Below are 14,121 nucleotides of genomic sequence, written 5' to 3' on the forward strand. Positions count from 1 at the left end.
TAACTCTAAGTTGAGAATTGACGACTCAGCGTGCACGGTTACCGCTTCGCCATCGGACCGTGTTCAAGAACTGATGATTACACCGAGGTCCGGAAGGGTAACCCCGCGTGCCGGATCGAGAACCCGGTCGGCGGCGGACGGCGCGTCCAGGCCCTCCGCCGCGGCGAGGCCCGCGATCCGTCCCGCGACGGCCGGCGCGGCGAACGACGTCCCACTCCACGTCGCATACCCCTCGAACCGGTCCGGATCGGCGCCTTCCGAGGAGGGACGCGGGCCGTCGAACCACACATGCGTGCTCGCGACGTCCACGCCCGGCGCACAGGCGTCGACCCACCAGCCGTAGTTGGAGAACCAGGCCCGGTCGTCGCCGTCGAGCGCCGCGACCGCGACGACCGCCTTCATCGCGGCGGGCCAGAACGGGCGCTCGCTCGCGGTGTTGCCCGCGCACGCCACCACCACCGTCCGGCGGCCGAGCGCGCCGACCGCCCTCGCCAGCACCGGGGACGGGCGGTCGTCGAAGGTGTGGCAGCCGAGCGAGATGTTCACCACGTCGGCGCGTCCCCACGCCGCGAGCCAGGCCAGCGCCCGGACCACGTCCAGTTCGTCGCCGACGCCGTCACCGCCGATGACCCGCCGCGCCCGCAGCGCCGCTGTCGGCGCGTGCCGCAGCACCACGCCCGCGATGAATGTGCCGTGCCCCGCCTGGGCGTCCAGTTCGAGGTCGAGGTCGGCGTCGAGTACCTCCGCGACCTCGTCGCGCTGCTCGCGGAACCACTCGGCGCCGTCCCACCAGGGGTGCGGCGCGAGGCCGGTGTCGAGGATCGCGACCGTCACGTCCCGGCGCGCGCCCGCGGCGGACGGGACGGGCAGCGGCGCTACCGGACGCGGCCGGTCGGCCGGGCCGCTCCACCACATCGGCTGACCGTGCACGAGATGGTTCGGCGAGACGCTCAGTGTCCGATGACGGCCACCCCCGGACAGCTGCGCCGACAGCTCGCAGACGTCCACCTTCGCCGACGGCCGCAACAGCAGCCGCGTCGCGCCCGGCTCGTCCTGCCGCGCGTCGCACCAGCGCCGCACCAGCTCCTGCGCGGCGCCGGCGTCCTGTCCGGAAACGAGGATCTGGTCGCGCCGCACCAGCGTCGGCCGCCCCGGGACCGGTTCCACCACCATCGCGTCCCCGTGCCGGCCGAGCAGCCGTTCCAGCCGCGCCTCCTGGTCGAACATCGATCCCCGCCTCCCGTGCCGCGACCCGGGCACTCATCGTGCCGGAACGGGCGCGCAAAGCGACCGGTCAACGCGCGGAAACCCCGGCGGGCGGCGGGACGAGCGCCTACGCTTGGCGGCCGTGGCCGGTGAACGGTGTGCATCCCGTGGTCAAGCGTCTGGCAAACGACGAACTCACGGTGGTGCGACCGGGGCCGATGATGCACAATGAGGGACGCGGACGCCGTCTTGGGACGTACGAGGCCGTAGGGGAAGACGAGCCTCGGTACAGATCCAGGAGGTCCGGTGACCGCACGTGGCGTTTTCTACGTCCACTCCGCGCCACCTGCGCTGAGCCCGCACATCGAGTGGGCCGCCGCAGGTGTCCTCGGCGTGCCCGTTTCCCTTGATTGGGCTGATCAGGCGGCCGCGCCGGGGACGCTGCGCGCCGAGCTTCATTGGGAGGGCAGGCCGGGCACCGCCGCAGGGATCACCTCGGCGCTGCGCAACTGGAAACTGGTGCGGTTCGAGGCCACCGAGGACCCGACGCCCGGAAGCGACGGCGTCCGCTACAGCTTCACGCCGTCGCTCGGGGTGTTCAGCGGCGTCATCGGCGCCAACGGCGACATCATGGTGCCCGAGGACCGGCTGCGCTCGGTCATGGCGAACGCGGCCGTCGGCAAGGCGTCCCTCGAGCACGAGCTCGACCGCCTCCTCGGCACCCCGTGGGACAACGAGCTGGAGCCCTTCCGGCGCGCCGGCGACGGCGCCCCCGTGCGCTGGCTCCACGCTGCCGTTTGATTCAATCCCGGCCCAGAGGGCTCGCCTGGCGGCTCGCCCTCTGACCGTGATTGGGCGAGCGCGGCCTCGCTTCGCGAGCTTCCCGGTGGGGGCTCGCCTTCGGCTTCGCCCCCACCGGTCAGATAACGCGCTCGCGTGCGGGCTGGGGTCGTCGCCGGGGACATGAACGGGCGGGAAGACGGAACGGCCCGGCGAGTTCTGCTCGCCGGGCCGTTGACGTCGTGCGGGGGTATTACAGGGCGCGCTCGAAGGCCACCGACACGTTGTGGCCGCCGAAGCCGAACGAGTTGTTGAGCGCCGCGGCGGGACCGTCCGAGAGCTTGCGCGGCTCGCCCCGGACGATGTCCAGCTCGACGTCGTCGTCGAGGTCCTCCAGGTTGGCGACGGCCGGGACCAGCCCGTCGCGCAGCGCGAGGATCGTGAACACCGACTCCAGCGCGCCGGCGCCGCCGAGCAGGTGCCCGGTCATCGACTTGGTCGCGGTGATGACCACCTTCGAGGCGGCCTCCTCGCCGAGGCCCGCCTTGATGGAGTTCAGCTCGGCCACGTCGCCGGACGGGGTCGAGGTCGCGTGCGCGTTGATGTGCACGATGTCCTCGGGCCGCAGGCCCGCGTCGTCGAGCGCCCGCTGCATCGCCTTGGCCTGCCCGCCGCCGCTCGGGTCGGGCAGCACGATGTCGTAGGCGTCGTTGGAGTACCCGCAGCCGGAGGCGACGCCCTGCACGCGGGCGCCGCGGGCGCGGGCGTGCTCCTCCGACTCCAGGATGATCATGGCGGCGCCCTCGCCGAGCACGAACCCGTCGCGGTTCTTGTCGTAGGGGCGGGACGCGCGCGCCGGCTCCTCGTTGCGGGTCGACATCGCGCGCATCCGGCCGAACGAGGCCATCTGCAGCGGGTGGATGCACGACTCGGTGCCGCCGCAGATCACGACGTCGGCGCGGCCCGCGCGGATCATGTCGATGGCGTAGCCGACGGCCTCGCCGCTGGACGCGCACGCGCTGACCAGGGCGTGCGAGCCGGCGGTGGCGCCGAACTCGATGCCGACGTGCCCCGACGCGCCGTTCGGCATCAGCATCGGCACGGTGAACGGCGACACCCGCGACCAGCCCTGCTCGCGGAACACGTCGTAGCTGTTCAGCGCGGTGTGCAGGCCGCCGATGCCGCTGGAGACGACGACGCCCAGCCGGTCGCCGTCGACGACGAAGCCGCCGGGCACGCCGGCGGGCTCCTCGTTGCGCATCGTCTTGTTGCTGACCGCCGGGGCGAAGCCCGCGTCGGTCCACGCCTCGCGCGCCGCGATCAGCGCGATCGCCTGGCTGCGGTCCAGCCGGCGCAGCGACTGCTTCGGCATCACCTCGGCCGGGTCCACCTTCAGCGTGGCGGCGAAGCGGACGGGCAGGTCCTCGACGCCCTCCCAGTCCAGGCTGCGGACCCCGGACTCTCCGGCGAGCAGGGCGGACCAGGTCGACGGCAGGTCGCCGCCGAGTGGGGTCGTTGCACCGAGACCGGTCACCACGACCCTGGTCTGGCTCTTGCTCATAGCAGGTGCTCCTTGCGGACTGGAGGCGGAACTGGAGGCAGGGCGCGCCCGGCCCGGGCCGCCCGGCGGGCCCGTCGCGGGCCCGTCCGGGGCGGCGCGGCGGCGCGCCCTCCCCGCGGCCGGGCGCCTGGTGCGCGTCCGGCCACCGTCTGGAACTAGCTCTGGAGCTTCTGGACGAAGTTGATGACGTCCTGGACGCTCTTGAGGTTGCGCAGCTCGTCGTCGGGGATCTCGACGCCGAAGCGGTCCTGCGCGGCCACCGCGATCTCCACCATCGACAGCGAGTCGATGTCGAGGTCGTCGATGAAGTTCTTCTCCGGGGTGACCTCGGACTTGTCGATGCCGACGATCTCGTCGATGATCTCGGCGAGGCCGTCCAGGATCTGCTGTTCGGTGGCGACTGCCATGGTTTCGGATTCTCCTTTGATGGGTTGGTCCAGAGCCTGCGAGCAGGCGTGACGGCCTACGGGATCTGGATGACTTGGGCAGCGTAGGACAGACCGGCACCGAACCCCACCAGCAGGGCGGGGGCGCCGGACGGTACGTCGCCGCGTTCGATCATGCGGGACAGGGCCAGCGGGATGGAGGCCCCCGAGGTGTTGCCGGAGTGCACGATGTCGTCGGCCACGACGGCGTTCGTGGCCTTCACCTTGCGGGCGATCGCCTGGATGATCCGGAGGTTGGCCTGGTGCGGGACGACGGCGGCCAGGTCGCCGGGGGCGATCCCGGCGCGCTCGCACGCCTCCAGCGCGACCGGCGCGATGGCGGTGGTGGCCCAGCGGAACACCGACTGGCCCTCCTGCCGGATGAACGAGTGCCGGTCGTCGATGATGATCTTGTCGTAGTCCTCCCCGGCGCTGCCCCACACGACCGGGCCGATGCCGGGGGACTCGCTGCCGGTGACGACCGCGGCGCCCGCCCCGTCCGCGAAGATGATGCTGGTGGAGCGGTCGGTCCAGTCGATCCACTGGGACATCTTCTCCGACCCGATCACCAGCACGTTGCGGGCGCTGCCGGCGCGGACGGCGGCGCTGGCGGTGCCGAGCGCGTAGCAGAAACCGGCGCAGGCGGCGTTCAGGTCGAAGGCGCCGGGCGCGTCGATGCCGAGCCGGTGCGCGACCTGCGGCGCGTGGCCGGGCATCGGCGACTCCGCCGAGCAGGTCGCGAGGATCACCAGGTCGATGTCGGACGGGTCGAGGCCGCTGTTGGCGAGGGCCTTGCCGCCCGCGTGCACGCCGAGCTCGACGATGCCCTCGTCGTCGCCGGCGATCCGCCGCTCCTGGATGCCGACGCGGGTGCGGATCCACTCGTCGTTGGTGTCGACGGTCCGCGCCAGCTCCTCGTTGGTGACGATCCGGGCCGGCCGGTAGTCGCCGAACGCCAGGATGCGGGCGCCCGCGGTCGCGTCGGGGATGCGCAGCCCGGTCATGACGCGTCCGCCTCGATCAGCTCGCGGGCCTTGTCGAGGTCGGCGGGGGTCTTGAGGGCCACCAGCTCGATGCCCTTCAGCTCGCGGCGGGCCAGCCCGACCAGCGTGCCGGCCGGGGGCAGCTCGATGATCGCGGTGACGCCGATCTCGCGCATCGTCGCCATGCACGCGTCCCAGCGGACCGGGGTGCTGACCTGCTCGACGAGGCGCGCCACGAAGTCGCGGCCGGAGGCGACGACGGCGCCGTCCCGGTTCTGCAGCAGCCTCGTGCGGGGGTCGGCGACGGGCGCTCCGGGGGCGAGGCGGCGCAGGGCGTCGACGGCGGGGGCCATGTGGTCGGTGTGGAAGGCGCCGGCGACCGACAGCGGCCGCAGCCGCGCCTTCGCGGGGGGCTCGTCGGCGAACCGCGCCAGCTGCTCGGTCGTCCCGGCGGCGACGACCTGGCCGGCGCCGTTGACGTTGGCGGGGGTGAGCCCGTGCTTGTCGATCGAGGCGAGCACCTCGTCGGCGTCGCCGCCCAGCACGGCGGTCATGCCGGTCTCGGTGACGGCGGCGGCGTCGGCCATCGCGCGGCCCCGCTCCCGGACGAGCACCAGCGCGGCCTCGGGGGACAGCACCCCGGAGATCGCGGCGGCGGCCAGCTCCCCGACGCTGTGCCCGGCGACGGCGCCCGGGACGCCGTCCTTGTACAGCACCTCGTGGGCGGCGAGCGCGGCGGCGACCAGCAGCGGCTGCGCCACCGCGGTGTCACGGATCTCCTCGGCGTCGGCGGTCGTCCCGTACCGGACCAGGTCCAGCCCGGTGACGGCCGACCACCAGGCCAGGCGGTCGGCGACTCCGGGTATCTCTAGCCATGGCTGCAGGAAGCCGGGGGTCTGGGCGCCCTGGCCGGGCGATGCGAGGAGGATCACAACGACCAGCCTCCCGCGAACGCCCCCGCGCTCTCGATGCCGATCGCAACGAACTTTGTCAGCACCCCTTTGTACGACCCCTACAACCCCTATGCCCGGGGCGGGCGGGCGGCGAAGCGGCCCAGGACCAGGGCGATGCGGAGAGTGAACGCGTTGCGCCCGTCCGTGGGCGCGAGGCCGGTGAGCTCGGTGACGCGGCGCAGCCGGTACCGGACGGTGTTGGGGTGCACGAACAGCAGCCGGGCGGTCGCCTCCAGCGACGACCCCTGCTCCAGGTAGGTGGTGAGGGTGTCCAGCAGCGGGGCGCCGGCGGCGAGCATCGGGTTGTAGACGCTCTCGACCAGGTACCGGCGCGCCTGGCCGTCGCCGTCGAGGGCCCGCTCGGGCAGCAGCTCGGTGGCCTGGACGGGGCGCGGCGCGTCCGGCCAGCCGGCCGCGGCGCGCAGCCCGGCGACCGCGGCCTGCGCGGACTTGGTGGAGTCGTACAGGTCGCCGACCTGCGGGCCGACGACGACCGGGCCGGGGCCGCACTTGGCGGCGATCGGGCGGGCCGCCTCCATCGGGTCGGCGTCGCCGCCGACGATCACGATGACGCGGTGCCCGTGCACGCCGGCCAGCACGTCGGCGCGGGCGCGGCGGGCGGCCAGCTGCATCTGGTCGATGGTGACCTCGGGCTCCTCGTCCTCGGGGGTGTATCCGGCGATCACCGTGACGGGCTTGGACGTCCAGCCGAGCGCCGCGGCCCAGGAGTGCATGCCGTCGTCGACCTCGCCGCGCAGCACCGCGTTGACGACCAGGGCCTCCAGCCGGGCGTCCCAGGCGGCGCGGGTCTCGGCGGCGCGCGCGTACACCTGGGCCGCGCCGAACGCCACGTCCCGGGTGTAGCGCAGGATGGCCTCGCGCAGCTGGGCCTCGCCGCCGGGCGCGGCCAGCTCGTCCAGCCGGGTCTCCACCACGTCGATGATCACCCGGATCATGTCGATGGTGTGGTGCAGCTTGATGGAGCGCAGCAGCTCGCGGGGCGCGGTGCCGAACACCTCGCCGGCGATGGCGGGCCGGGTCCGCTCGTTGCTCTTGAACCACTCCACGAACGCGGCGATGCCCGCCTGCGCGACCAGGCCGATCCAGGAGCGCTGGTCGGGCGGCATCCGCCGGAACCAGGGGAGCTGCTCCTCCATGCTGGTCAGCGCCGCGGTGCCGAACGTGCCCATCGCCTTCTCCAGGCGCTGGGTGGTCTGCTCGCGGATTTCGGCCTCGCCTGCGGTGTCCACCTCCCCAGAGTGCCACCGAACGGGAGATGATCCGTCCCTGAGTGAGCGAACCGTTCCCTCCGGGGGCGGCGCTTTCGGGACGGCGGTCAGCCGCGCGCGACGGCGGCAGGGTCGCCGAGGGCGATCGCGGTGAGGTCGCGCAGCGCGAGCGAGCCGGGGCGCAGGTAGTCGCTGTGGCCGCCCGGTCCGGCGGCGAACACCCGGGCGCCGAAGCCGCGCGAGACCGGATCGGGTCCGAGCCCGAGGCCGAGGATCCGCACGTGCGGGACGTCCTCCATCCAGTCGGTCGCGCCGCGTCCCGCCCAGACGCGGGCGGTGCGGCTCAGGTCGGCGGCCTTCCACGCGGTGGTGCCCGGGCTGCCGTACAGGGCGATGTCGCCGACCTGCCGCCACGCGGCGGCCGGCGCGCCGGTGCCGTGGTCGCCGAGCGCGGCGCGCCCGCACACGACCGAGCCGTAGCTGTGGCACAGCAGCGCGACGCCGGCGCGGGGGTTGACCCGGCGCATGGCGGTGAGGAAGTCCAGCAGCTTGCGGGCGCCCTCGTCGGCGCGCCGGTCGGTCAGGACGTCGCCGCTGAAGGTCCTGGGCGCGGCGTACCCGAGCCAGGCCACGACGGCGAGCCCCGGGTCGCGGGCGAGCGAGCGGGCCTCGGCGCGGACGGCCCGCGCGCCGCCGCCCGGCGTGGACCAGGGCTTGCCGCCCCGCCGGTCGAACGCCGTGAGCGTGGTGTCGGCGCCCGGCACGAGCACCGCGACGCGGCGCGCGTGCGCGAGATCGCCGACGACCTCGACGGCCCGCCCGCCGCCGCGCGGGTCGAAGTACAGGAACCGGCGGCCGGGGTCGAGGAACGCGCCGAGCGCGCGGGCCCGGCCCTGGTCGCCGACGTCGCGGGCGGTCCGCAGGGCCCGTTCGATCGCGCGGTGCTCGGCGGCGTAGCGGACGTCCAGCGTCGAGGCCGCCAGCGAGGGGACGGCGGCGGGCGGCGCGTACGGGTCGGCGTGCCCGGTCCCGGCGGTGGTCAGCATGAGGGCCGCGGCGGAGACGGTGCCCGCCAGCGCCCGCCGTAGCCGTCGGGCGCGCCTGGAGGTCGTCTTGGGTGGCGGCGGCATCTTCGCTCTTTCTACCATCCGGGGGCGCCGGCGGATTCCGGGCGGGCTCCGCGGCCGAAGGGGGCACGTGGTGGGATGCGCGGGCCCGCGGCGGGGTTCGGGCGGACGGCGGCCCGGGCGTGGCGGCCCGGCGGGCGCGGGCGGTCAGGCGGGGGCGACCTGCGCGTCGCGGCCGAGCGCGATCAGCGCGAGGTTGCGGAGCGCGACCGTGCCGGGCTTGAGGTACGCGCTGTGCGGGCCGGTCCCGGCGTCGAAGCGCCGCGCGCCGAACTCCGGGGACGCCGGGTCCGCGCCGAAGCCGATCCCGGCGAAGCGGACGTTCGGCACGTACTCCATCCAGTCGCCGCCGGCGCGCCCCGCCCAGACGCGGGCGGACGTGCCGAGGTCGGACGCCCGGTGCGCGGTGACGCCGGGGCTGCCGAACAGCGCGATCTCGTCGACCGGCGCGGGGGCCAGGTGCCGGGCGGCCTTCCCGCACACCACCGACCCGTAGCTGTGGCAGAGCAGGGCGATCCGGGCGCGCCCGTTGGCCGCGCGCACGCCGGTGAGGAACCGGCCGAGCGCGCGGGCGCCGTCGGCGGCGGGGCCGCTGGTCAGCACCTCGGGGCTCAGCGTCCTCGGTGCGCGGTAGCCGAGCCAGGCGATCACCGCGATCCGCTCGCCCGGCGCGTCCGCGCGGGCCTGCCGGTACAGGGCGCGGCTGCCGCCGCCGACGAACTTCGGCGAGTCGAAGTTGGCGAGCGCGGTGTCGGCGCCGGGCACCACGACCGCGATCCGGTCGGCCCGCGCCAGGTCGCCGAGGACCTCCACGGCCCGGCCGCGGCCGCGCGCGTCGAACGCCAGGAACCGGCGGCCCGGCGCCAGGAACGCCGCCAGCGCCCGCGCCCGGCCCCGGTCGCGGACCCGCAGGGCCGTCGCCCGCGCCCGGGCGATCTCCGCGTCCACGGCCTGGTACCGGGCGTCCAGTGCCGCGGCCGACAGGGCGGGCAGCGGCGCGGGCGCCGCGTACACCTCCGCGTGCCCGGCCGCCGTCGTCGCCGAGGCGACCACCGCCAGCACGGCGGCGGCCGCGACCGCCCTGGCGCGCCGGCCGGGAGCCGGGTGACCGCTGCCCATCGGAGCCCTTCCTGGTCAGTGGGTGGAGTACTGACCAGGACGCTACGAACCGGACGCCCGAGCGCGGATCAACCGGCGGTGCGGTCCTGCGGCGTCGGTCCCCGGTACTACGCGCGATACCTCCGAGGCGGCCCGGGTGTCAGTCGCCGGGTCTGACCAGGCCGACCTCGTAGGCGTACACGATCGCCTGCGGCCGGTCGCGGAGCCCGAGCTTCATCAGGATGCGCCCGAAGTGGGTCTTGACGGTCTGCTCCGCGACGACCAGCTCCGCCGCGATCTCCCCGTTCGACAGGCCCCGCGCCACCAGGCCGAGCACCTCGGTCTCCCGCTCGGTCAGGTCCTGCAGCCGCCTGCGCGACGGCGCCCGCGGCCCGCCCAGCCGGGAGAACTCCGCGATCAGCCGCCGGGTGATCGACGGGGACAGCAGCGCGTCGCCCGCCGCCACGATCCGCACCGCGTCGGCCAGCTCCGCCGCCGAGGCGTCCTTCAGCAGGAACCCGCTGGCGCCGGCGCGCAGCGCCTCGTAGACGTAGTCGTCCAGGTCGAACGTGGTGAGCATGAGCACCTTCGGCCGGTCGCCCTCGCCGGCGCCGTCGAGGAGCCGGCGGGTGGCCTCCAGGCCGTCCATCACCGGCATCCGCACGTCCATCAGGACGACGTCGGGCCGCAGCTCGGCGACGCGCCGCAGCCCCTCCTCGCCGTTCACCGCCTCCCCGACGACCTCGATGTCGGGCTGGGCGTTCAGCAGCACCCCGAACCCGGTGCGGACCATGCCCTGGTCGTCGACGATCACCACGCGCACGGTCACGTCGCGTCCCGCGCCTTCACCGGGAGGGTGGCGTTCACGGCGAAACCTCCGTCCGGGGTGTCCCGGGCGGACACCTCGCCGCCCAGCATCGACGCCCGCTCGCGCATCCCCATGATCCCGTGGCCGGTGCCCTCCGGAGAGGGGACCGGGACGTCGCCGTCGCCCGGCGGGCCGTTGACGACGCCGAGCCGCAGTATGCCGTCCTCCCGGACCGCCGCGACCGCCACCCTCGACCCGGGCGCGTGCCGCATCGCGTTGCTCAGCGCCTCCTGGAGGATCCGGTACGCGGTGAGCCCGACGCCCGGCGGCAGCCCGTCCAGGTCGCCGGATAGCCGCGTCGAGACGGTCAGCCCGGCGCCGCGCGCGTGCGCGACCAGCTCGTCCAGCCGCTCCAGGCTCGGCTGCGGCGCGGTCTCGGCGCCGTCCTCCGAGCGCAGCACGCCGAGGATCCGGCGCATCTCGGTCAGCGCGTCGAGGGCGGTCGCGCGGATCTCCGACAGGTCCTTGCGGGTCTCGTCGGGGACGGCCTCGACCTTGTAGGGCGCGGCCTCCGCCTGGATCGCGATCATCGACATGTGGTGCGCCACCACGTCGTGCAGCTCCCGCGCGATCCGCTGCCGCTCGGTCAGCACCGCCTCCGCGGCCTGGTGGCGCTTCTCCTGCTCGATCAGCTCGCGGCGCTGCGCGGCCAGCTGCATCCGGGAGGTGTTGCGGAGCCGGACGGCGTACCCGACGACCAGGGCGAGCAGCACCACGACCGTCGCGCCGCCCGCGCTCTCGGCGTCCTTGATCCACACTCCGGCCAGCGACAGCAGGCCGACGCCGATGGTGATGTCGCGCGGGCACCGCACCGCGACCGTGTACAGGCAGACGATCGCGGCGAACAGCCCGGCCGGCAGGTAGGGGCCGCCCAGCCAGCGGTCCGCCGGGACGAGCGCGATCGCCACGAAGCTCAGCCGCCACGCGCCGAGCGGGTGCCGGTCGCGCAGCGCCAGCGGCAGCGTCACCGCGATCGACGCGATCAGCCGGACGGGCTCCGCGACGGGCAGCCCTGGATGGAACGGCTGCGGCGTGGCCAGCAGCGAGTTCGTCCCGGCGGCCAGCGCGATCGTCAGGCCGATGCCGACCACGTTGACGACCAGGCCGTACGGCAGCCGCCCGATCCCGATGAACCGCGTCCAGCGCAGCGGCGCCGGCCACCCGCGTCCGGGCGGCACGGGATCGGCCTGCCCGGTCACGGCCGCGGCGAGGACGCCCCTCAGCAAGCCGTTCGGCGCCGAGGACGCGTCGTCGGTGTTCTGCCCGGCCATGAGCCCAGGCTAGAGAAGCGGCGCCCGCACCCGTATGACACCGCGGTGCGACACCGCGCTCATACCTGGGTAGCGTGCGGAGGGTGGAGGCCGTTGAAGCGTTGCGCCGCATCGCGTTCCTGCTCGAGCGCGCGCATGAGCCGACCTATCGCGTCCGGGCGTTCCGCAAGGCCGCCGATCAGGTCGAGGCGGCGTCTCCGGACGAGCTGCGGGACCGGGCGCGCGCGGGCACGCTGACCGAGCTGCCCGGCATCGGCAAGGTGACGGCCCTCGTCATCGAGGAGGCGCTGCGCGGCGAGACCCCCGTCTACCTGCGCCGGCTGGAGGCCACCGAGGGCGAGCCGCTGGACGAGGCGACCGCCGCGCTGCGCTCGGCCCTGCGCGGCGACCTGCACACCCACAGCGACTGGTCGGACGGCGGGTCGCCGATCCAGGAGATGGCCGAGACCGCCCGCTCGCTCGGCCACGAGTACCTCGCGCTCACCGACCACTCGCCTCGCCTGAAGGTCGCCAACGGGCTGTCCGCGGACCGGCTGCGCCGCCAGCTGGACGTCGTCGCCGAGCTGAACGAGCGGCTCGCGCCGTTCCGCATCCTCACCGGGATCGAGGTCGACATCCTCGACGACGGCGCGCTCGACCAGGACCCGGACCTGCTCGACCGGCTGGACGTCGTCGTCGCGAGCGTCCACTCCAAGCTCCGCATGGACCGCGTCGCCATGACGAAGCGCATGGTCGCCGCCATCGCGAACCCGCGCGTGAACGTCCTCGGCCACTGCACCGGACGGATCGTCAAGGCGGGCGGGAAGCGGGGCGGGCTGCGGCCCGAGTCGGAGTTCGACGCCGCGCTCGTCTTCGACGCCTGCGCCGCCTACGACGTCGCCGTGGAGATCAACTCGCGTCCGGAGCGCCTCGATCCGCCGAAGCGGCTGCTGCGCCTCGCGGTCGAGGCCGGCTGCCGCTTCTCGATCGACTCCGATGCGCACGCCCCGGGCCAGCTCGACTGGCAGCACTTCGGCTGCGAGCGCGCCGCCCGCTGCGGAGTCCCCACCGACCGAGTGGTCAACACCCTCCCCGCCAACGCCCTCCTCGATTGGACCCGCGGCACCTGAACGACCCGGTCAGGAGGCGGTCTCCAGCGAGCACGTGTTGACGAGGTCGCCGGTTGTTGGGCGGGGGAGTGTGGCGCTGGCGGGCGGGGGCTGGTGGTGCGTCGTCCACGACTCCAGCGCCGTGAACGCGCTGCGCATGCAGGGCAGGAGCGGGCGGAGCCGGTCGGGGTAGGTGTCGTAGAGGCCGTCGACGTGGTTGGCGGCCTCGACGCGGTAGTAGCGGTAGAGCGCTGAGCCGCGGGCGCGAACCATCCGGGAGTAGACGTCGGAGTCGGTGCTGATCGGCAGCAGCGAGTCGTAGGTGCCCTGCAGCGTGATGAGCGGCTTGTGGATGCGGCCCGTCAGGGCGACGCGAGCGACCGCCTTATGGACGGAGCGGGGACGCGCCGCGTAGTTGTAGGCCGACTCGTCACCCGTGTAGGACGGGTCGAATTCCTTGCGGTAGATGGTCTGGGTGAGGTTCCAGTACACCTGGTTATGGAACGGCCACAGGAATTCCGATCCGGGGGCGAGGCCCGCGTCGAGGAGTGCCTTGTGGGCGGACGGGTCGCCGGTCGCCGCGTACGACGGGTAAGCGCGCAGGATGGACGGCAGGTACGTGAACAGGTTCGGACCGTCCGCGCGCCAGAGCGTCCCTTCGGCGTCGATACCGCCGTCGTACAGCTCGGGGTGGTTCTCCAACTGCCAGCGGACGAGGTAGCCGCCGTTGGAGATGCCCGCCGCGTAGGTGCGGCGGGGTGAGTGCCCGTAGTGGCGGGCCACCACCTTCTTGGCGGCGCGGGTGAGCTGGGTGAGCCGGTCGTTCCATTCGACCATCGCGTCACCGGGGCGGCGGCCGTCCGTGTAGAACTCCGTGCCGGTGTTGCCCTTGTCGGTGGCGGCGTAGGCGTAGCCCTTGGCGAGCGCCCAGTCGGAGATGGTGAAGTCGTTGGCGTACTGGCGGCGGTTGCCGGGAGAGCCCGCGACGACGAGGCCGCCCGTCCAGTGCTCCGGCAGCCGGATGACGAACTGGGCGTCGTGGTTCCAGCCGTTGTCGGCGTTGGTCGTCGAGGTGTCGGGGAAGTAACCGTCGATCTGGACGCCCGGAACGTGCGCCGGGTTCTTCGTGGCGGTGGACTGCAGGCCCGCCCAGTCGGCGGGGACGGTGTGGCCGGACGCGACCGTCCCCGCGGTGGTGAGGTCGCTGAGGCAGGCCGCCACCTGCTTCTGCGCGCCCGGGACCGCCGCGCGCGGGGCGCAGTCCCGGGCCTGCGCCGGCGCCGGGACCGCGGCGCCGAGCGCGGCGCCGGTCAGGAGGGTGGCGGTCAGGAGGCTGCGGACCTTCGGCATTCCGGCTCCTTCGGCGGTCCCCGGGGCGGGGACGGGTGCCGTCATGGTCGTGAGCCGGCGCGGGCGCGGCCACGTGCGCGGCCCACATATCCGGGGGCGGCGGCATGTGCCGCCCGCCGTGACCTGCATGTGATGTGGGTCACGCCCGTATCGGGCCGCCGGAATGTGGGGGCGGCTCACAT

The 14,121-nt window shown here is 74.2% G+C and carries 13 protein-coding genes; 2 read left to right on the plus strand and 11 right to left on the minus strand.

Annotated elements, in window-relative coordinates:
* Positions 1-63: 63 nt before the first annotated feature.
* A complete protein-coding gene (locus QP089_RS16715; RefSeq protein WP_285912537.1) occupies positions 64-1,227 on the minus strand; it encodes a S8 family peptidase in 1,164 nt (387 codons plus the stop codon).
* Positions 1,228-1,512: 285 nt separating this feature from the next.
* Between QP089_RS16715 and QP089_RS16720 the strand changes: the two genes are divergently transcribed.
* Positions 1,513-2,007: a DUF3145 domain-containing protein gene (locus tag QP089_RS16720; protein WP_285912538.1), complete on the plus strand. Its 495-nt coding sequence runs from the start codon at positions 1,513-1,515 to the stop codon at positions 2,005-2,007.
* 232 nt (positions 2,008-2,239) lie between these two features.
* On the opposite strand, the gene QP089_RS16725 is transcribed toward QP089_RS16720, so the two are convergent.
* The 9 genes from QP089_RS16725 to QP089_RS16765 all read right to left on the minus strand — a co-directional run bounded on the left by QP089_RS16725 (position 2,240) and on the right by QP089_RS16765 (position 11,501).
* A complete protein-coding gene (locus QP089_RS16725) occupies positions 2,240-3,547 on the minus strand; it encodes a beta-ketoacyl-[acyl-carrier-protein] synthase family protein (protein WP_285912539.1) in 1,308 nt (435 codons plus the stop codon).
* 155 nt (positions 3,548-3,702) lie between these two features.
* Positions 3,703-3,954 carry an acyl carrier protein gene (locus tag QP089_RS16730; RefSeq protein ID WP_151544105.1) on the minus strand — a complete coding sequence of 84 codons (252 nt, stop codon included), beginning with the start codon at positions 3,952-3,954 and terminating at the stop codon, positions 3,703-3,705.
* Positions 3,955-4,010: 56 nt separating this feature from the next.
* Complete coding sequence (locus QP089_RS16735; protein ID WP_285912540.1) at positions 4,011-4,976, minus strand: beta-ketoacyl-ACP synthase III; 966 nt, start codon at positions 4,974-4,976, stop codon at positions 4,011-4,013.
* Positions 4,973-5,887, minus strand: a complete 915-nt coding sequence (locus tag QP089_RS16740) for an ACP S-malonyltransferase (RefSeq protein ID WP_285912541.1) — start codon at positions 5,885-5,887, stop codon at positions 4,973-4,975. The genes QP089_RS16735 and QP089_RS16740 overlap by 4 nt, the downstream gene beginning before the upstream one ends.
* A gap of 89 nt (positions 5,888-5,976) precedes the next feature.
* A complete protein-coding gene (locus tag QP089_RS16745) occupies positions 5,977-7,158 on the minus strand; it encodes a PucR family transcriptional regulator (protein WP_285912542.1) in 1,182 nt (393 codons plus the stop codon).
* Positions 7,159-7,244: 86 nt separating this feature from the next.
* Positions 7,245-8,267, minus strand: a complete 1,023-nt coding sequence (locus QP089_RS16750) for an alpha/beta hydrolase (protein ID WP_285912543.1) — start codon at positions 8,265-8,267, stop codon at positions 7,245-7,247.
* Positions 8,268-8,411: 144 nt separating this feature from the next.
* Complete coding sequence (locus tag QP089_RS16755) at positions 8,412-9,383, minus strand: alpha/beta hydrolase (protein ID WP_285912544.1); 972 nt, start codon at positions 9,381-9,383, stop codon at positions 8,412-8,414.
* Positions 9,384-9,522: 139 nt separating this feature from the next.
* Positions 9,523-10,191 (minus strand): response regulator, encoded by a 669-nt coding sequence (locus QP089_RS16760; protein ID WP_285912545.1) that lies wholly within the window; start codon positions 10,189-10,191, stop codon positions 9,523-9,525.
* The gene (locus QP089_RS16765; protein ID WP_285912546.1) at positions 10,188-11,501 is read right to left on the minus strand and encodes a sensor histidine kinase; all 1,314 of its coding nucleotides are present in this window, start codon (positions 11,499-11,501) and stop codon (positions 10,188-10,190) included. The genes QP089_RS16760 and QP089_RS16765 overlap by 4 nt, the downstream gene beginning before the upstream one ends.
* A gap of 83 nt (positions 11,502-11,584) precedes the next feature.
* On the opposite strand from QP089_RS16765, the gene QP089_RS16770 reads away from it, so the two are divergent.
* Positions 11,585-12,610, plus strand: a complete 1,026-nt coding sequence (locus tag QP089_RS16770; protein ID WP_285912547.1) for a PHP domain-containing protein — start codon at positions 11,585-11,587, stop codon at positions 12,608-12,610.
* A gap of 9 nt (positions 12,611-12,619) precedes the next feature.
* Here the strand turns inward: QP089_RS16770 and QP089_RS16775 are convergent, their stop codons facing one another.
* Entirely contained in the window at positions 12,620-13,939 is a 1,320-nt protein-coding gene (locus tag QP089_RS16775; RefSeq protein ID WP_285912548.1) for a tannase/feruloyl esterase family alpha/beta hydrolase, read from the minus strand.
* Between the last annotated feature and the right edge of the window lie 182 nt (positions 13,940-14,121).

The sequence above is a fragment of the Actinomadura opuntiae genome (genome assembly GCF_030283205.1).
Classification (GTDB): domain Bacteria; phylum Actinomycetota; class Actinomycetes; order Streptosporangiales; family Streptosporangiaceae; genus Spirillospora.